Source organism: Streptomyces sp. CC228A, assembly GCF_021390935.1.
Taxonomy (GTDB): Bacteria; Actinomycetota; Actinomycetes; order Streptomycetales; family Streptomycetaceae; genus Streptomyces.
Genome location: NZ_JAJPUI010000006.1, coordinates 231,104 through 247,478, shown reverse-complemented (window position 1 = coordinate 247,478; position 16,375 = coordinate 231,104). Strand labels below are relative to the sequence as shown.

Annotated in this window: 15 protein-coding genes and 1 riboswitch; of the genes, 7 read left to right on the top strand and 8 right to left on the bottom strand. The window is 75.4% G+C overall.

What is annotated here, in order from left to right; translation table 11 throughout:
• Window positions 1-233: 233 nt before the first annotated feature.
• Both L6E17_RS18935 and L6E17_RS18930 read right to left on the bottom strand, forming a co-directional pair.
• Window positions 234-869, bottom strand: a complete 636-nt coding sequence (locus L6E17_RS18935; RefSeq protein ID WP_236241936.1) for an HhH-GPD-type base excision DNA repair protein — start codon at window positions 867-869, stop codon at window positions 234-236.
• A gap of 105 nt (window positions 870-974) precedes the next feature.
• Window positions 975-2,087: a cobalt-precorrin-5B (C(1))-methyltransferase gene (locus L6E17_RS18930; protein WP_236241935.1), complete on the bottom strand. Its 1,113-nt coding sequence runs from the start codon at window positions 2,085-2,087 to the stop codon at window positions 975-977.
• Window positions 2,088-2,111: 24 nt separating this feature from the next.
• Between L6E17_RS18930 and L6E17_RS18925 the strand changes: the two genes are divergently transcribed.
• Window positions 2,112-2,909, top strand: coding sequence for a cobalt-precorrin-6A reductase (locus L6E17_RS18925; protein ID WP_236241934.1), 798 nt, complete (start codon window positions 2,112-2,114; stop codon window positions 2,907-2,909).
• Window positions 2,910-2,950: 41 nt separating this feature from the next.
• A complete protein-coding gene (locus tag L6E17_RS18920) occupies window positions 2,951-3,817 on the top strand; it encodes an arylamine N-acetyltransferase (protein ID WP_236241933.1) in 867 nt (288 codons plus the stop codon).
• A gap of 882 nt (window positions 3,818-4,699) precedes the next feature.
• Here the strand turns inward: L6E17_RS18920 and cobJ are convergent.
• From cobJ to L6E17_RS18905, 3 genes are read right to left on the bottom strand one after another with little or no spacing between them, the layout of a single operon-like run.
• Window positions 4,700-6,238 (bottom strand): precorrin-3B C(17)-methyltransferase, encoded by a 1,539-nt coding sequence (cobJ, locus tag L6E17_RS18915; RefSeq protein ID WP_236241932.1) that lies wholly within the window; start codon window positions 6,236-6,238, stop codon window positions 4,700-4,702.
• Window positions 6,235-6,870, bottom strand: coding sequence for a precorrin-8X methylmutase (locus L6E17_RS18910; protein WP_071265167.1), 636 nt, complete (start codon window positions 6,868-6,870; stop codon window positions 6,235-6,237). The genes cobJ and L6E17_RS18910 overlap by 4 nt, the downstream gene beginning before the upstream one ends.
• Before the next feature lie 10 nt (window positions 6,871-6,880).
• Window positions 6,881-8,230: a cobalamin biosynthesis protein CobG gene (locus L6E17_RS18905; protein WP_374109088.1), complete on the bottom strand. Its 1,350-nt coding sequence runs from the start codon at window positions 8,228-8,230 to the stop codon at window positions 6,881-6,883.
• Between the two features lie 24 nt (window positions 8,231-8,254).
• A riboswitch (cobalamin riboswitch) is annotated at window positions 8,255-8,385 on the top strand.
• 36 nt (window positions 8,386-8,421) lie between these two features.
• Between L6E17_RS18905 and cobN the strand changes: the two genes are divergently transcribed.
• Together cobN and L6E17_RS18895 are read left to right on the top strand one after the other, a co-directional pair.
• Window positions 8,422-12,036: a cobaltochelatase subunit CobN gene (gene cobN / locus L6E17_RS18900; RefSeq protein WP_236242126.1), complete on the top strand. Its 3,615-nt coding sequence runs from the start codon at window positions 8,422-8,424 to the stop codon at window positions 12,034-12,036.
• A complete protein-coding gene (locus L6E17_RS18895; protein WP_236241930.1) occupies window positions 12,033-12,449 on the top strand; it encodes a GNAT family N-acetyltransferase in 417 nt (138 codons plus the stop codon). Before cobN ends, L6E17_RS18895 begins: the two co-directional genes overlap by 4 nt.
• A 10-nt stretch (window positions 12,450-12,459) precedes the next feature.
• Here L6E17_RS18895 and L6E17_RS18890 read toward each other — a convergent pair whose 3' ends face one another.
• Complete coding sequence (locus L6E17_RS18890) at window positions 12,460-12,975, bottom strand: flavoprotein (RefSeq protein ID WP_236241929.1); 516 nt, start codon at window positions 12,973-12,975, stop codon at window positions 12,460-12,462.
• Window positions 12,976-13,163: 188 nt separating this feature from the next.
• Window positions 13,164-13,319, bottom strand: a complete 156-nt coding sequence (locus tag L6E17_RS18885; RefSeq protein WP_236241928.1) for a hypothetical protein — start codon at window positions 13,317-13,319, stop codon at window positions 13,164-13,166.
• Window positions 13,320-13,665: 346 nt separating this feature from the next.
• Between L6E17_RS18885 and L6E17_RS18880 the strand changes: the two genes are divergently transcribed.
• Window positions 13,666-14,547: an NAD(P)H-binding protein gene (locus L6E17_RS18880; RefSeq protein WP_236241927.1), complete on the top strand. Its 882-nt coding sequence runs from the start codon at window positions 13,666-13,668 to the stop codon at window positions 14,545-14,547.
• Window positions 14,548-14,575: 28 nt separating this feature from the next.
• Here L6E17_RS18880 and L6E17_RS18875 read toward each other — a convergent pair whose 3' ends face one another.
• Window positions 14,576-14,749 (bottom strand): hypothetical protein, encoded by a 174-nt coding sequence (locus L6E17_RS18875; RefSeq protein ID WP_236241926.1) that lies wholly within the window; start codon window positions 14,747-14,749, stop codon window positions 14,576-14,578.
• Window positions 14,750-14,829: 80 nt separating this feature from the next.
• Between L6E17_RS18875 and L6E17_RS18870 the strand changes: the two genes are divergently transcribed.
• On the top strand, window positions 14,830-15,351 hold the full coding sequence (locus tag L6E17_RS18870) for an FBP domain-containing protein (RefSeq protein ID WP_236241925.1): 522 nt from the start codon (window positions 14,830-14,832) through the stop codon (window positions 15,349-15,351).
• A gap of 159 nt (window positions 15,352-15,510) precedes the next feature.
• Complete coding sequence (locus L6E17_RS31070; RefSeq protein WP_308315903.1) at window positions 15,511-16,305, top strand: hypothetical protein; 795 nt, start codon at window positions 15,511-15,513, stop codon at window positions 16,303-16,305.
• Window positions 16,306-16,375 lie beyond the last annotated feature (70 nt).

Genomic DNA, 16,375 nt, shown 5'->3' with positions numbered 1-16,375 from the left:
AGGTCCTTCCCGTGCGGACAGGGTCGAAGGGAAGCTAGCGATCAACTCGGCCGCTGTGAACAGATGTGCCACAAGTCGCGTCATTCTTCGTATGAATCGCCGTCGCTGTGGATGGTTGGCCGAGAACTTCCGCGGAGTTGGGCATAGTTGAACTGGTTGCGGCGATTGGGCCGGTTTGGCGGAAGGGGGGTGCGGGTCGTGGTCGGCTGGTTCGTGACGGCGGGGACGCTGGGCTACTTCGTCCCCTTGGCGCCCTTTGCAGCCGTGTCCGCCTGGGCGCTCTTGGCCTCCTTGGCGGCACGCTTGGCCTCCTGCTTGTACGCGCGCACCTTGGCCAGCGACTCGGGCCCGGTGATGTCCGCCGCGGAGCGGTACGCCCCGGCCTCGCCGTACGGGCCCGCCGCCTCCCGCCAGCCGTCGGGGCGGACGCCGTACTGCTTGCCCAGCAGCGCCAGGAAGATCTGGGCCTTCTGCTTCCCGAAGCCGGGCAGCGCCTGGAGCCGGGCCAGCAGGTCCTTCCCGCTGCCCGCACCGGTCCACACGGCGGCGGCGTCGCCGTCGTACTCGTCCACCAGGTACTGGCACAGCTGCTGGATACGGCCCGCCATCGAGCCCGGGTAGCGGTGCACGGCCGGCTTGGCGGACAGCAGCGCGGCGAAACCCTCTGGATCGTGGGCGGCGATGGTGTGGGCGTCCAGGTCGTCGGTGCCCAGGCGCTGGGCGATCGTGTACGGCCCGGCGAACGCCCACTCCATGGGGACCTGCTGGTCCAGCAGCATGCCGACGAGCGCGGCGAGGGGGCTTCGGGACAGCAGCGCGTCGGCTTCCGGCTGCTGGGCGAGACGGATGGCGGGGCTGGGGGTGTTCATGGAGCGATGATCGTCCCCCGGCGGACGCCCCGCACGACGGGGTCAGCCGTACGGCTGTCGCCGCGCGCACCCCGACGTCCCCGCGCACCACGAGCAAGGGGGTGGTCAGCGGGGGGTGCTGCGGCCTACCACCGTGCCTGCGCGGTCGATGCAGACGACGTCGACCACGACGGGTGCTCCCCTCAGGACCTCCAGTGCCTGGTCGCGGGCTGTCTCCGCGACCCGGTCGCCCAGGGGGACGCCCTGCTCGGCGCACAGGTGCAGGGCAGCGAGGCCCGTGTTGGCGGCGGCCACCGCGGAGGCCAGGACCTCGTCCGCGCCCGCGGACCGGGCCAGGTCCGCCAGGAAGCCCTTGTCGACCTGGGACCGCGCCGAGTGCAGGTCCAGATGGCCCGCCGCCAGTTTGGACAGCTTCGCGAAGCCGCCGCAGATGGTGAGGCGGTCCACGGGGTGGCGGCGGACGTACTTGAGGACCGCGCCCGCGAAGTCGCCCATGTCCAGCAGGGCGTCCTCAGGCAGCGAGTAGAGGGAGGTGACCGTCTTCTCGGACGTCGAGCCGGTGCAGCCGGCGACGTGGGTGCGGCCCGCGGCCCGCGCCACGTCCACGCCACGGCGGATCGAGTCGATCCACGCCGAGCACGAGTAGGGCACGACGACACCCGTCGTGCCGAGGATGGAGAGTCCGCCCAGGATGCCCAGGCGCGGGTTCCAGGTGGAGCGGGCGATCTCCTCGCCGTCGTCGACGGACACCGTCACCTCGACGTCCCCGGTGGCGCCGTGCTCCGCGGCGACCTTCGCCACGTGGTCCCGGATCATCTGGCGCGGGACGGGGTTGATGGCGGGCTCGCCGACGGGGAGGGGCAGGCCCGGGCGGGTGACGGTGCCGACGCCGGGCCCGGCGCGGAACACGACGCCCGAGCCCGGCGGCAGCAGCCGCACCGTGGACCTGACCAGGGCGCCGTGGGTGACGTCCGGGTCGTCGCCCGCGTCCTTCACCACGGCTGCCATGGCGGAGGACCCGCCGTGCTCCTCCCGCGCCAGGGCGAAGGACGGGGTCTGGCCCTTGGGCAGGGTGATCGTCACGGGGTCGGGGAAGTCCCCGGTGAGCAGCGCCGTGTACGCCGCGGTCGTCGCCGCCGTCGCGCAGGCACCGGTCGTCCAGCCGGGGCGCAGACCGGTGTGCTTGAGTTGGGCGCTGCGCCCACCGCTCGTACTCATGGACGGCTTCCCGGACGGTTACGGATGACGATGCAGCATGTGTTGATCCTCGGCGGCACCACCGAGGGCCGCCGGCTCGCCGAGACCCTGCACGGCGCCGGCGTGCGGGTCACCAGTTCGCTCGCCGGGCGGGTGGCGAGCCCGAAGCTGCCGCCGGGGGAGGTCCGCGTGGGCGGGTTCGGCGGGGCCGAGGGCCTGGCGCGCTGGCTGCGCGAGCACCAGGTGGACGCGGTCATCGACGCCACTCACCCTTTCGCCGGGACGATCAGTTTCCACGCGGCGCGGGCCGCCGCCACCTCCCATGTTCCCCTGCTCGCCCTGCGGCGCCCCGGGTGGTCCCCCGCGGAGGGTGACGACTGGCACGGGACGGCGTCCCTGGAGGAGGCGGCGCGGGCGGTGCCGGCGCTCGGGCGGCGAGCGTTCCTCACGACCGGGCGCATGGGCCTCGCCGCCTTCGCGGACGTCGCGGACGTGTGGTTCCTGGTCCGGTCCGTGGACCCGCCGGAGCCGCCGTGCCCGCCCCGGATGGAGGTGCTGCTTGACCGGGGGCCGTTCACGCTGGACGGGGAGCGGGAGGTGCTGCGCGCGTACGGCATCGACGTGCTGGTCACCAAGGACAGCGGGGGCGCGGCGACAGCGCCGAAGCTGGTGGCCGCCCGGGAGGCCGGCATCCCCGTGGTGATCGTGCGCCGCCCGCCGGCTCCCGACGGGGTGCCGGTCGCCGCCACCGTGGAGGAGGCCGCGGCGTGGGTCTCCCGGCGCGACGAGGGGAGGGCCGGAGGCGGGGGCTCCGCGGGTGCGCAGGATGATCGCGTACGGTGAATCCGCTGCCTGCGCCGGGTGGTTCCGCCTACGGTGCCCTTATGGCTGACCATGATCTGCTGGACTCCCCGTTCGACCTCGATGCCTACCGCGCCCGTCTCGGGCACACCGCCGAGGTGCGGCCCGACGCGGACACGCTGCGTGCCCTGCACCTGGCGCACATCCGGACCATCCCGTTCGAGAACCTGGACGCCCTGGGCGGCACCGTGCCGTCGCTCGCCGCCGAGGACCTGGCCGCCAAGCTGCTCGGCGGGCGGCGCGGCGGCTACTGCTACGAGCACAACACCCTCTTCGCCCTGGCGCTGGAGGCCGCGGGCTACGGGGTGACCCGGTTGACGGCCCGCGTGGTCCTCGGCGCCGAGCGGTTCACCTCCCGGCCGCGCACCCACATGGCACTGCTCGTGCGGATACCGGGGGAGGCCGAGCCGTACCTGGCCGACGTGGGTTTCGGCGCCTCCACCGGCCTCCTGCACCCCCTGCCGCTGGTGGCCGGCGCCGAGGCGGAGGCCGCCGGGCGGCGCCACCGGCTTGTGCACGCGCCGCACCCCGGACCCCTGGACCTGTGGGTCCTGGAGGCGTACGACGCGGGGAAGGGCGAGTGGCAGGCACAGTACGCCTTCACGGTCGAGCCGTTCGTGCACGCCGACTTCGAGATGGTCAACTTCTATATCGCGGCCAGCCCGCGCTCGCCGTTCTCCCGCCGGCTCTACGCCCTGCGCACCGCCGCCGACCGCCATCTGGTGCTCGACGACCGGCGGCTGACCGTGACGGCCGCCGACGGCACCGCCACCACGCGGGAGCTGGCCGACGAGGCGGAGGCCCGTACGGTCCTGGCGGAGGACTTCGGGATCACGGCGCCGGAGGGCATGACGCTGCTGAAGCCGCGGGTGGCCGGCGAGGGCAGCTGAACGAGCGCTGCGCGGGCTCACGTCGGCGCGGACCGCTTCGGGGCCCCGCTGCCGCGGCCGCAGGCGGCCTCGGGCCGGGCCCCCGGCTCGGGCCCGCGCTGCTGCGGCCGCGGGCCGCCTCGGACCGGGGCCGCCCTCTTGCCCGGGCCGCCTCCGGCGCGGGTCGTCTCCGGCAGGGGTCGACGTCGGCGCGGGCTGCCTCCTGGTGCGGGCTGCTCCGCATGTACCGGACGTGAGCCTTACCTCAGGTGTGCGCTTCCCCCGGCGTGCGCCTCGCCTCACGTGTGCGCCTCCCCTGGAGACGGCGCCTCGCCTCACGCTGTGCGCTTCCCTTGGAAACGGCGCCTCACCTCGGACATGGGCCTTTCTGGGAGCGGCCCTCCCCTCGGGTGGCCGCCCGCAGGCGTGCACCTCCTGCGGGGGCGGCCTCCCCTGGGCGTGAGCCTCCCACGAGCGTGGCACCTCGCCTCGCCCGTGAGCCTCCCCCGGCGCGCACCTCCCGCGGGGGGCCTGCTTCAGGCGCGGACCTCCCCCGGGCGGCCTCCCCCTCGGGCATGAGCCGCCGTTGCCCGCGCCCCGCCGTTGCCCGCGCCCCGCCGCTGCCCGCGGCCGCCGCGCCTGGCCACCGCTCCCGGCCCCCGCTGCGCCGTGGCGGCGGCGGCGCAGCGGGCGCCGTCGCCGTGTGCGTACGGTGTCCGGTGGGGCCAGCGGTCCCACGACCCCCAGGCCCCGAGGCCCCGAGGCCCCAGAGGCCCCCAGGCCCCCAGGCCCCGAGGCCCCCGAGGCCCCCGAGGCCCCCAGGCCCCCAGGCCCCCAGGTCCCGACCGCCGCAGGGGGCCGGAGTCCCGTGGGCGGCCGGGGCGGCTTCGTGGGCCGGCGGGTTCAGGAGCCGGGCCGGGGTGCCTCCGGATACCGGCGGGGCGTCCACGCCACCGTGGTGCCGTCGCCGCGGCGCACCGCCTGCGTCTGGGACGAGCCGATCAGCAGCAGGGTGCGCATGTCGACCTCCGACGGGTCCAGGTCCGCCAGCGCCAGGACGCGCACCGACTCCTCGGGCCCGCCCACGTCCCGCGCCACGACCACCGGGGTGTCCGCGGCGCGGTGCTCCAGCAGCAGGTCCCTGGCCTGGCCCACCTGCCAGGTGCGGCTGCGGGAGCCGGGGTTGTACAGGGCCAGCACGAGGTCCGCGGCGGCCGCGGCGCGCAGCCGCTCCGCGATGACCTCCCAGGGCTTCAGGCGGTCCGACAGGGAGATCGTGGCGTAGTCGTGGCCCAGCGGGGCCCCCGCCTTCGCGGCGGCCGCGTTGGCGGCGGTGACGCCCGGCAGCACGCGGACCGGCACATCCGAGTACGCCTCCTGCGCCGCGGCCTCCAGGACGGCCGTCGCCATGGCGAAGACGCCCGGGTCGCCGCCCGACACCACCGCGACGCGGTGCCCGCGCAGCGCCAGGTCCAGGGCGAACTCGGCGCGCTCCGCCTCCACCTTGTTGTCGGAGCCGTGCCGCTGCTGGCCCGGCCGCACCGGCACCCGGTCCAGGTACGTGGTGTAACCCACCAGGTCCGTCGCCGAGGCCAGTGCGCCCCGCGTCTCCGGGGTGAGCCACGGCGCGCCCGCCGGTCCGGTGCCGACCACCACGACCTCGCCCCGCTCCGGGGCCGCCGGGCCCGTGTCGACGCGGGAGGGCAGCACCGCCACGGAGAAGTACGGCACCGAGTCCGCGGCCACCTCGGCGAGCGGCGCCGTGCGCTGGCCCTCCATGGTGGCGCGCTCCACGTAGTGGGCGTCCGCCAGCCGGTCCGTACGGGCCAGGGCGCGCCGCACCGCCGGGAAGGTGCGGCCCAGCTTCATCACGACCGCGGAGTCCGCGGCCGCGAGGCGGGCCGTCAGCTCGTCCTCCGGGAGGGTGCCCGGAATGATCGTCAGCGTCTCCTCGGCCTCCACGAGCGGCTTGCCGATCGCGGCCGCGGCCGCGCTGATCGAGGTGACGCCGGGGATGACCTCCGTGTCGTAGCGGTGCGCCAGCCGCTTGTGCATGTGCTGGTACGAGCCGTAGAAGAGCGGGTCGCCCTCGGCGAGGACCGCCACCGTGCGGCCCGCGTCCAGGTGCGCGGCCAGCCGGGCGGACGCCTCCTCGTAGAAGTCGTTCAGCGCACCCCGGTAGCCGCCGGGGTGGTCCGTGGTCTCCACGGTCAGCGGGTACATCAGGCGCTCTTCGACGTGGTCCGTGCGGATGTGCTTCGCCGCGATGGAGCGGGCGATGGACCGGCCGTGGCGGGCGCAGTGGTACGCCACGACGTCGGCCTCCGCGATGGCCTCGGCGGCCCGCAGGGTCATCAGCGACGGGTCGCCGGGGCCGAGCCCGACCCCGTACAGCTTGCCCCGCCCGCCGGGCGTCGTTTCACGTGAAACGTCCGTGCTCATTCCGCCTCGCTCGCGATCGCGTTGATCGCGGCGGCCGTCATGGCACTGCCGCCGCGCCTGCCCCGTACGACGATGTGCTCCAGGTCCGAGGCCGCCAGGGCCTCCTTGGACTCGGCGGCCCCGATGAAGCCCACCGGTATGCCGAGCACCGCCGCCGGACGCGGGGCGCCCTTGGCGATCATCTCCAGGAGGTGGAACAGGGCCGTCGGGGCGTTGCCGATCGCGACGACCGAGCCTTCCAGCCGGTCCCGCCACAGCTCCAGGGCGGCGGCGCTGCGGGTGGTGCCCAGCTCCGCCGCGAGACCGGGGACGGACGGGTCGGAGAGGGTGCAGACCACGTCGTTGTCGGCCGGCAGCCGCTTGCGGGTGACACCGCTGGCCACCATCTGCGCGTCGCACAGGATCGGGGCGCCGGAGCGCAGGGCGGCGCGGGCGCGGGAGACGACCTGCGGCGAGTACGCGAGGTCGCGGACCAGGTCGACCATGCCGCAGGCGTGGATCATCCGCACGGCGACCTGGCTGACGTCGGCGGGCAGTCCCGCGAGATCCGCCTCGGCGCGGATCGTGGCAAAGGACTGGCGGTAGATCTCCGCGCCGTCCTTCTCGTAGTCGAACACTGTGCTCTCGCTCATCTCTGCGCGCTCATCTCTGTGCGCCGTTGTCTCGGACCGTGATGTCGTACGTGCCGTCGCCGGTGGCCAGGACGTCCACCCACGCCCCCTGCGGATGGCCGCAGCGGCGCTCGCAACCCGACCAGTGCACCGGCAGCCCGCCGTACCGCGCGGGCTCCGGCGGCCGGACGTCCGCCCGGACGTCGGCCAGCGACTTGGCGCATCCCGGCCTGCCCGTACAGGCGCTGACCCGGAGCCAGGGGGAGTCGGCCCGCGTCAGGAAACCGGCCTCCTCCAGTGCGGCGAGCCGGGCCTCGGCGGCCGCGCGGTCGGGCAGACCCGTCACGACGAAGCCGCGCCACGGGGTGACGCGGACCTCGCCGGCGGGCAGGAGCGCCCGGAACTGGCTGCTGCTGACGCGCCCCAGCGGGGCCGTCACCGACACGGCCCGGCCGCCCGCCACCACGCCCGGCTCCGGCGGCCCGCTCCGGGGGAGCGGCTCCGGCGCGGTGCCCTCGGCGGGTACGCCCGCGCGGCGCAGGCAGGCGTCGGCGGCCTCCCCGAGGTCCCGCAGCGCGTCCGCGGGGCCTGTGGCCCGGTCGGCGCCCGCGTCCGCGGCGGAACCCGGACCGCGGCCGGTCTCCGGGGCGGCGGCTCCGGGAGCGGGGGCGCCGGCCGCCGCGAGGTCGGCCACCCGCCAGGCGCCCGAGCCCTGTGCGCGGACGACCGCCAGGAACGCCTCGGCCACCGCCAGCGCGGCGCGCGGGGCGTCGGCCGCCGCCACCCGCCACGCATGGCCCCCGATCCGTACCAGAGCGCGGCCCTCCGGCTCTGCGAGCAACGTCACATCGCCGCCGAGCCCCGCCACGTCGCCCCGCCCGTCGTCCACGGCGAACAGGAAGCGCCCCGAGAGCGCCGTCGCCCACGCCTCCGCGCACAGCAGCGCGTCCAGCTCGCGGGCCCACGCCGGCGCGTGCCCGTGCCCCCGCCCGTCCACGCCCGCCAGCGGCGACACCACCGTGTTCCGGACGCGCTCGTGCGCCGGGGAGGGCAGCAGGCCGGCTGCCGACAGGCGCTCCGCCAGCGCGCCGCCGCAGTCCTCGTCCAGGCCGCGCAGGTCGAGGTTGCCGCGCGAGGTCACGCCGAGGTGGCCGTCGCCCAGCAGGTCGGCCGCGTCGGCGAGGGCCTCGACCTGAGAAGGCGTCAGGGAGCCGGTGGGCAGCCGCAGACGGGCCAGCCCGCCGTCGTCGGCGCGGTGCAGCCGCAGGGCGCCCGGGCATGCGTCACCGCGATCCCTGGCGCGGGTCCGGACGGGGTCTCCCGCACGGTCCCGTATGGGTGGATCGCCCCCGTTCCGGGGCTTTGAGGAGCTGGGCGGCATGGCGGCGAGCATACGCGCAGCCTCTACTATGCAACCGGCACAGGGTCCCAGACCCTAGGGAGGAAGCCCGGTGCGAATCCGGCGCGGTCCCGCCACTGTGATCCGGCCCCTCGCGGGTCCGGTGAGTCAGGAACTCCCGCCACCCACGACCACCCGGGGCGAGGACACCCCGAGGAAGGCTTGTGCACGCCGTGATTCTGCTGCTGTCGCACTCCGACACCGACCTGCTCAGCGCCCGTGCCGCCACCGCCGCCGGCGGCCCGGTCCCCTACCGGTACGCCAACCCCTCCCGGCTGCCCCTGGACGACCTGCCCGGGCTGCTCGACGGCACCGACCTCGTCGTCGTACGCCTCCTCGGCGGCGTCCGCGCCTGGGAGGAGGGCATCGAGGCCCTGCGCGCCCAGGACCGCCCGGTGGTCGTCCTCACCGGTGAACAGGCCCCCGACGCCCAGCTGATGGAGGCGTCCACCGTCCCCATCGGCGTCGCCACCGAGGCGCACGCCTACCTCGCGCACGGCGGCGCCGGGAACCTGGACCAGCTCGCCCGCTTCCTGTCCGACACGGTCCTGCTGACCGGCCACGGCTTCGAGCCCCCGGCGCCCGCGCCGACCTGGGGCCCGCTGGAGCGGGAGTCCCGCGGCGGCGACGGCCCCGCCATCGCGGTGCTCTACTACCGCGCGCACCACATGAGCGGCAACACCGGCTTCGTGTCGGTCCTCTGCGACGCCATCGAGGACGCAGGCGGCCGGGCCCTCCCCCTGTACGTCGCGTCCCTGCGCGCCCCCGAAGCCGAGCTGCTGGAGCAGCTGCGGGGAGCGGACGCCGTGGTCACCACCGTCCTCGCCGCGGGCGGCACCAAGCCCGCCGACGCCCAGGCGGGCGGCGACGAGGAGGCATGGGACGCGGGCGCCCTCGCCCAGCTCGACGTGCCGGTCCTGCAGGCCCTGGCCCTGACCGGCCCCCGGAGCGCCTGGGAGGAGAACGACGAGGGCCTGTCCCCGCTGGACGCCGCCAGCCAGGTCGCCGTCCCCGAGTTCGACGGCCGCCTCATCACCGTCCCGTTCTCGTTCAAGGAGATCGACGAGGACGGCCTCCCGGCGTACGTCGCCGACCCCGAGCGCGCCGCCCGCGTCGCCGGGATCGCCGTCCGGCACGCCCGGCTGCGCCATATCCCCAACGCCGAGAAGAAGCTGGCGCTGGTCCTCTCCGCGTACCCGACGAAGCACTCCCGCATCGGCAACGCCGTCGGCCTCGACACCCCGGCGTCCGCGGTCGCGCTGCTGCGCCGGCTGCGCGCCGAGGGCTACGACTTCGGGCCCGAGCAGGACATACCGGGCCTGGTGTCCGGGGACGGCGACGAGCTGATCCGGGCGCTGATCGACGCCGGCGGCCACGACCAGGACTGGCTGACCGAGGAGCAGCTCGCCCGCAACCCCGTCCGCATCCCGGCGGCCGACTACAAGCGCTGGTTCGCGACGCTGCCGGAGGACCTGCGGACCGAGGTCGAGGAGAGGTGGGGCCCGGCGCCCGGCGAGATGTTCCTCGACCGGTCCCGCAACCCCGAGGGCGACATCGTCCTCGCGGCGCTGCGGCGCGGGAACCTGCTGATCGTGATCCAGCCGCCGCGCGGCTTCGGCGAGAACCCCATCGCGATCTACCACGACCCGGACCTGCCGCCGTCCCACCACTACCTGGCGGCCTACCGCTGGATCGCCGCGCCCGCCGAGGACGGCGGTTTCGGCGCGGACGCCATGGTCCACCTCGGCAAGCACGGCAACCTGGAGTGGCTGCCCGGCAAGAACGCCGGCCTGTCCGCGTCGTGCGCGCCCGACGCGGCCCTCGGCGACCTGCCGCTGGTCTACCCGTTCCTGGTCAACGACCCGGGCGAGGGCACGCAGGCCAAGCGCCGCGTGCACGCCACGCTGATCGACCACCTCGTGCCGCCGATGGCCCGCGCCGACTCGTACGGCGACATCGCGCGCCTGGAGCAGCTGCTCGACGAGTACGCGCAGATCTCCTCCATGGACCCGGCGAAGCTGCCGGCGATCCGCGCCCAGATCTGGACCCTCATCCAGGCCGCGAAGCTCGACCACGACCTGGGCATGGAGGAGCGCCCGGACGACGACGGCTTCGACGACTTCCTGCTGCACGTCGACGGCTGGCTGTGCGAGGTGAAGGACGCCCAGATCCGCGACGGCCTGCACGTCCTCGGCTCGGCCCCGGCCGGCCCCGAGCGGGTGAACCTGGTCCTGTCCATCCTGCGCGCCCGCCAGATCTGGGGCGGCACCACCGCCCTGCCGGGCCTGCGGGAGGCCCTGGGCCTGGACGAGTCCGCGGCGACCCGCACGGCGGCCGACGAGGCCGAGGCCGCGGCCCGCGCCCTGGTGGAGGCCATGGAGGCCGCCGACTGGGACCCGGCGGCGGTGCCCTCGGTCGCCGAGGGGCACGGCGAGCAGGTCGCCGCGGTGCTGGACTTCGCCGCCCGCCAGGTCGTGCCGCGCCTCGACGCGACGACGGCGGAGCTCGACCATGCGGTGCACGCGCTGAACGGCGGGTTCGTCCCGGCCGGCCCGTCCGGCTCCCCGCTGCGCGGCCTGGTGAACGTGCTGCCGACCGGCCGCAACTTCTACTCCGTCGACCCCAAGGCCGTGCCCTCGCGCCTGGCGTGGGAGACGGGCCAGGCCCTGGCCGACTCCCTGCTGGAGCGGTACCGCACCGACAACGGCGAGTGGCCCACGTCCGTGGGCCTGTCCCTGTGGGGCACGAGCGCGATGCGCACCAGCGGCGACGACGTCGCGGAGGCGCTGGCGCTGCTCGGCGTCCGCCCGGTGTGGGACGAGGCGTCCCGCCGGGTGAAGGGCCTGGAGGCGGTGCCGCTGGAGGAGCTGGGCCGGCCCCGCATCGACGTGACGCTGCGCATCTCGGGCTTCTTCCGGGACGCGTTCCCGCACACCGTCGCCCTGCTCGACGACGCGGTGCGGCTCGCCGCCGGACTGGACGAGCCCGCCGAGTCCAACCACGTGCGGGCGCACACGCAGGCCGACCTGGCCGTGCACGGGGACGAGCGGCGCGCGACCACCCGCATCTTCGGCTCCCGGCCGGGGACGTACGGGGCGGGCCTGCTCCAGCTCATCGACTCCCGCGACTGGCGCACCGACGCCGACCTGGCCGAGGTGTACACGGTGTGGGGCGGCTACGCCTACGGCCGCGGCCTGGACGGCCGTCCGGCGCGCGACGAGATGGAGACGGCGTACAAGCGGATCGCGGTGGCCGCGAAGAACACGGACACCCGCGAGCACGACATCGCCGACTCCGACGACTACTTCCAGTACCACGGCGGCATGGTCGCCACCGTGCGCGCGCTGCGGGGCACGGCTCCCGAGGCGTACATCGGCGACTCGACCCGCCCGGAGTCGGTCCGCACCCGCACGCTCGTCGAGGAGACGTCCCGCGTCTTCCGCGCCCGCGTGGTGAACCCGCGCTGGATCGAGGCGATGCGCCGGCACGGCTACAAGGGCGCCTTCGAGCTGGCGGCGACCGTCGACTACCTCTTCGGGTACGACGCGACGACGGGCGTGGTGGCCGACTGGATGTACGACAAGCTCACCGAGGCGTACGTCCTGGACCCGCAGAACCGGGCGTTCCTCCAGGAGGCCAACCCGTGGGCGCTGCACGGCATCGCGGAGCGGCTGCTTGAGGCGGAGTCCCGCGGCATGTGGGCGAAGCCGGACCCGGCGGTGCTGGAGCAGTTGAGGCAGGTCTTCCTGGAGACCGAGGGCGACCTTGAGGGGGAGAGGGACGAGTGAGGCTCACGACGGGCGGCGAGGACAAGGACTTAGCCGGCCTGCTGGACGAGGCGCTGACCGCGTTCAACGCCGAGGCCACCGGCGCGCACGACGGCGAGGAGCTGTCGGTGCGCGCCGAGGACGGCGACGGGGCGGTGGTCGGCGGGCTCACGGGCTGGACGTGGGGCGACAGCTGCGAGGTGCACATGCTGTGGGTCCGGGAGGACCGCCGCGGCTCCGGCCTCGGCACCCGGCTGATGCGGGCGGCCGAGGCGGAGGCCCGGCGGCGGGGCTGCCGCCACATGGCGGTGTCGTCGTACACGTTCCAGGCGCCGGGCTTCTACGAGAAGCTCGGCTACACCGTGACGGGCCGGACGCCGGGCGTGCCCGGTGGCCACGAGGACGTGCACCTGTATCGGTCGCTGGAGCCGTAGGGGGCGCGGCTCAGGGGGCGGCCGCCGGGCGCCACGCCTCCTCGGCCGCGTCGAGCGCCGCCTCCCACGGGAAGGCGGTGTCCGCTCCGTGCAGCACGTGCACCCCGGCGCTCCGCAGGGTCTCCACCGACCGGTCGTACTGCGGGTGCCGGACGTGCGCGGCGTTGACGCAGGGCGCCGCCACGAGCGGGACGCCCCAGCCGAGCGCCTCGGCGGCCACACTGACGACGAACGTGCCGGTCAGGCCCAGTGCCCACTGGTTGACCGCGTTGAAGGTGGCGGGCGCGAAGAGGACGACGTCCGGCGCGGGCCACGGGTCCGGCTCGCCCGGCCGCTCGTACGTGTGGCGCACGGGGTGGCCGGTGAGCGCGGCGAGCCCGTCGGTGTTGGGCTCCAGCCAGAGGGCCGCGGTCGGGGTCAGCCCGAGGCACACGTCCCAGCCGCGTGCCTGAGCGTCCTCGACCACCCGGGCCACGTCGAACACCGGCGGAGCGGCGGCGCAGAACAGGTAGAGGGTCCTCGTCATGACCCCATCTGATCACACATGATCACTACGGATCGGGTGTGGTGGAGGGATCGCGCCACCCCGGCACACGTCCGTCCGGCACCCGGGCGCGGACGCGCGCGGCCCCCGCGCCGGGGCGCCCGCGCATGCGGGAGCGGGAGTGCCGGGGCGGGGGCGGGTGAGATCAGCGGGGCGGGTGAGAGGTGAGGTCAGCGGAGGCGTACCAGGACGGCGAGGGTCGCGTCGTCGTACGGGCGCGGACCGGCTCGTAAGGCCAGCCGTTCCTCCGCCGCCTGCCGCTGTTGCTCGGCGAGGGCGGCGCGGCGCGACGCGTCCTGCCGGGTCCTCCTGCGCGACGTGGTCATGATGCTCCCTTCGGAAGTCCACCGGACGCCATGACCGTAGGACCTCGACTTCGCTTGAGGTCAAGGCGGATGGCGGCGTGGTGGGGTCGTCACCGAACGTACGTGGGTAGTGCAAGCACCTCAACCGGATTTCCGGCCCCCCTGCCGGAGCCGCAGGCCCCGGCCCACTGCGGGCCCCACTGCCGGCCCAGCAGGCCCGGCCCACTGCCTGCCCCCTTGCAGCCCCGGCCTTGCAGCAGCAGCAGCCGCCGGCCCGCCCGCTCCCGGGGGCCGCTCCCGATCGGACCGGCTCCCGATCGGACCGGCTCCGGGTGACGGCCGCCCCGGGGTGGCCGAGACTGCGGGCATGAGCGCACCGACAGGGGTCATCGCCGTCACCGGGGCCGGTGGGCGCGTCGGAGGGCGGGTCGCGCGGCGGCTCGCCGACCAGGGCGTCCCGCTGCGGCTCCTCGGCCGGGATCCCGCGCGGCTCCCCGAGCTGGCCGGCGCGGTCAAGGCCCCGCCCGCCGCCTACGGGGACGGTGAGGCCATGCGGGCGGCGCTCGACGGGGCCGACACCCTCTTCCTGGTCTCCGCGCACGAGTCCCCCGGCAGGGTCGGCGAGCACCGCACCGCCGTGGACGCCGCGGTCGCGGCCGGCGTCGGCCGGATCGTGTACCTGTCGTTCCAGGGCGCGGCGCCCGACGCCACGTTCACCTTCGCCCGCGACCACTGGCACACCGAGCAGTACCTGCGGGCCCACAACGGACTGGAGTGGACGTTCCTGCGGGACAACTGGTACCTGGCCGGTATCCCGGCCATGACCGGCCGCGACGGGGTCCTGCGCGGCCCCGCCGGCAACGGCCGGGTCGCCGCCGTCGCCCACGACGACATCGCGGACACGGCCGCGGCCGTCCTCCTCGCGCCCGGAGCGCACGACGGCCTGACCTACGACGTGACGGGCGGCGAGGCGTTCACCCTCGCGGAGGCCGCCGAGGAGCTGTCCCGCGCCACCGGCCGCACCATCCGCTACCTCCCGGAGACCCGCGACGAGGCGTACGCGTCCCGCTCCGGCCTCGGAGCACCCGAGTGGGAGGTCACCGGGTGGGTCACCTCGTACGAGGCGATCGCCCGCGGCGAGTTGGGCGCGGTCTCCGACACCGTGCGGCGGCTGACGGGGCACGCGCCCATGACGCTGCGGGACTACCTCGTGGAGCACCCGGGGAGCCTGGCCCACCTGACGCACTGAGCCCCGGGCGCACCGGCAGGCGCGCGGTTCAGTCCTCGCCCAGCACGATGTTCCACTCCTGCGCCGGGTCCTCCGGTTCCCGGTCCGTGCGCGCGGGTCTGCACGTGCGCACGCGGCCCTGCACTTCGCGCGCGAGGGAGACGGGTCGCGAGGACCCCTGTTCCTGGCTGTGGCCGCCCGGGGCGGCTGTCTGGGTACTCATGGCGACCGGGTACCCACGCAGCGCGGACCAAACGGGTAATCGGATGCACCCTGCACGAACCTCCCGTACGGTGCCCTCACGTGGACCCATTGACCGAGAAACAGATCCGCGGCTCCTTCGTCAACTGCTCCAAGGGCGAGGCTGCCCGCATGCGGCTGCCGGCCGACTTCGGCGAACTCCCCTGGGAGGACCTCGACTTCCTGGGCTGGCGGGATCCGGGCGCCCCGCTGCGCGCGTACCTGGTCGTGCCGGCCGCGGCACCCGGCGGCGCACCCGCCGGCATCGCCCTGCGGGTGCCGGAGAGGTCCCGCACCAGCGCGGTGCAGTCCAGCCTGTGCCGGATCTGCCTGACCGGGCACGCCGCGTCCGGGGTCACCCTCTTCTCCGCGCCCCGCGCGGGCGCCGCGGGCCGCGGCGGCAACACCGTCGGCCTCTACGTGTGCGCCGACCTGGGCTGCCCGCTGTACGTGCGCGGCAAGCGCCAGCCCGCCCTGCGCAGCGCCCGGTACGAGGAGTCGCTGACCGTGGAGGAGCGGATCGACCGGATGCGGGACAACCTGTCGGCGTTCGTCGCGAACGTCCTCCAGCCGTCCGGCACATGACGGCCGAAGGAGCGGGCCCGGCCGGGCCTGCGGCCGGGCGGCACCCGTGGGGGGAAGCCCGCGCCCAGGTCCCGCCGGCGGCCCTGCATCCTTCGATGTAGCGGCGGTTCCTCCCCCGTCACGACGTGGACGGCCGGTGCCGTGCCGACGATGGGACGTATGACCACGACGACGGGGGCGGGCACCGGACCGACGGACCCGAGGGACGCGGCAGAGCGGGCGGAACGGGCGGGGACCGTCGGGGAACGGGCTCCGGCAGGGGCGGGACCGCATGAGCGGCCCGCGCACGCCGGGCCGGCGGGTGCGGGTGCCGGTGCCGGTGAGGGCGCCGGGCGGCGGCTGGCGCTGCTGGACGTGCTGCGCGGGGTGGCGATCCTCGGCACCCTGATGACGAACGTGTGGATCTTCACCGCTCCGGGCGGCGAGTGGGGCCTGCTCAGCGGCACGGGCGGCGCTCCCGGCTTCGCGTCGGGCTCGGTCGGGGACGCGGCGGAGACCGTCTTCCGGGCGGTCGCGGACGGCAAGTTCCTGTCGCTGCTGACCATCCTGTTCGGTGCCGGCATCGCCATCCAGTACGCGGCGGCCGAGCGGCGCGGGATGCCGTGGCCGGGGCGGTACCGGCGGCGGGCGCTGTTCCTGTTCGCGGAGGGCACCGTGCACTTCGTGCTGGTCTTCGCCTGGGACGTGCTCATGGGGTACGCGGTGACCGGGCTGTACGTCGCCTGGCTGCTGTCCCGCTCGGAGCGGGCCCGGCGGCGCGCGATGTGGTGGGCGGGCGGGCTGCACCTCGCGGTGATGCTCCTGCTGACGGCCGCGCTGGCGCTGGGCGGCGCGGCGGCCGGGGCGGCCGGGTGCCGCAGCGCGTCGTGGACCTGTACGCGCACGGCAGCTGGCTCGACCAGATCGCGTTCCGGCTGCAGAACGCCGTCGTCCTGCGCGTCGAGCCGGTGCTGACCTTCGGGCTGCTGGTGTTCCTCCTCCTGCTGGGCGTGCGGCTGCTGCGGGCGGCGCCTTCGGCGCGGAC

Coding starts and splice junctions, on each gene's coding strand:
- L6E17_RS18935 (WP_236241936.1), bottom strand. CDS start 869: ATGAACACCCCCAGCCCCGCCATCCGTCTCGCCCAGCAGCCGGAAGCC.
- L6E17_RS18930 (WP_236241935.1), bottom strand. CDS start 2,087: ATGAGTACGAGCGGTGGGCGCAGCGCCCAACTCAAGCACACCGGTCTG.
- L6E17_RS18925 (WP_236241934.1), top strand. CDS start 2,112: ATGACGATGCAGCATGTGTTGATCCTCGGCGGCACCACCGAGGGCCGC.
- L6E17_RS18920 (WP_236241933.1), top strand. CDS start 2,951: ATGGCTGACCATGATCTGCTGGACTCCCCGTTCGACCTCGATGCCTAC.
- cobJ (WP_236241932.1), bottom strand. CDS start 6,238: ATGAGCACGGACGTTTCACGTGAAACGACGCCCGGCGGGCGGGGCAAG.
- L6E17_RS18910 (WP_071265167.1), bottom strand. CDS start 6,870: ATGAGCGAGAGCACAGTGTTCGACTACGAGAAGGACGGCGCGGAGATC.
- L6E17_RS18905 (WP_374109088.1), bottom strand. CDS start 8,230: ATGCCGCCCAGCTCCTCAAAGCCCCGGAACGGGGGCGATCCACCCATA.
- L6E17_RS18890 (WP_236241929.1), bottom strand. CDS start 12,975: ATGACGAGGACCCTCTACCTGTTCTGCGCCGCCGCTCCGCCGGTGTTC.
- L6E17_RS18885 (WP_236241928.1), bottom strand. CDS start 13,319: ATGACCACGTCGCGCAGGAGGACCCGGCAGGACGCGTCGCGCCGCGCC.
- L6E17_RS18880 (WP_236241927.1), top strand. CDS start 13,666: ATGAGCGCACCGACAGGGGTCATCGCCGTCACCGGGGCCGGTGGGCGC.
- L6E17_RS18875 (WP_236241926.1), bottom strand. CDS start 14,749: ATGAGTACCCAGACAGCCGCCCCGGGCGGCCACAGCCAGGAACAGGGG.
- L6E17_RS31070 (WP_308315903.1), top strand. CDS start 15,511: ATGACCACGACGACGGGGGCGGGCACCGGACCGACGGACCCGAGGGAC.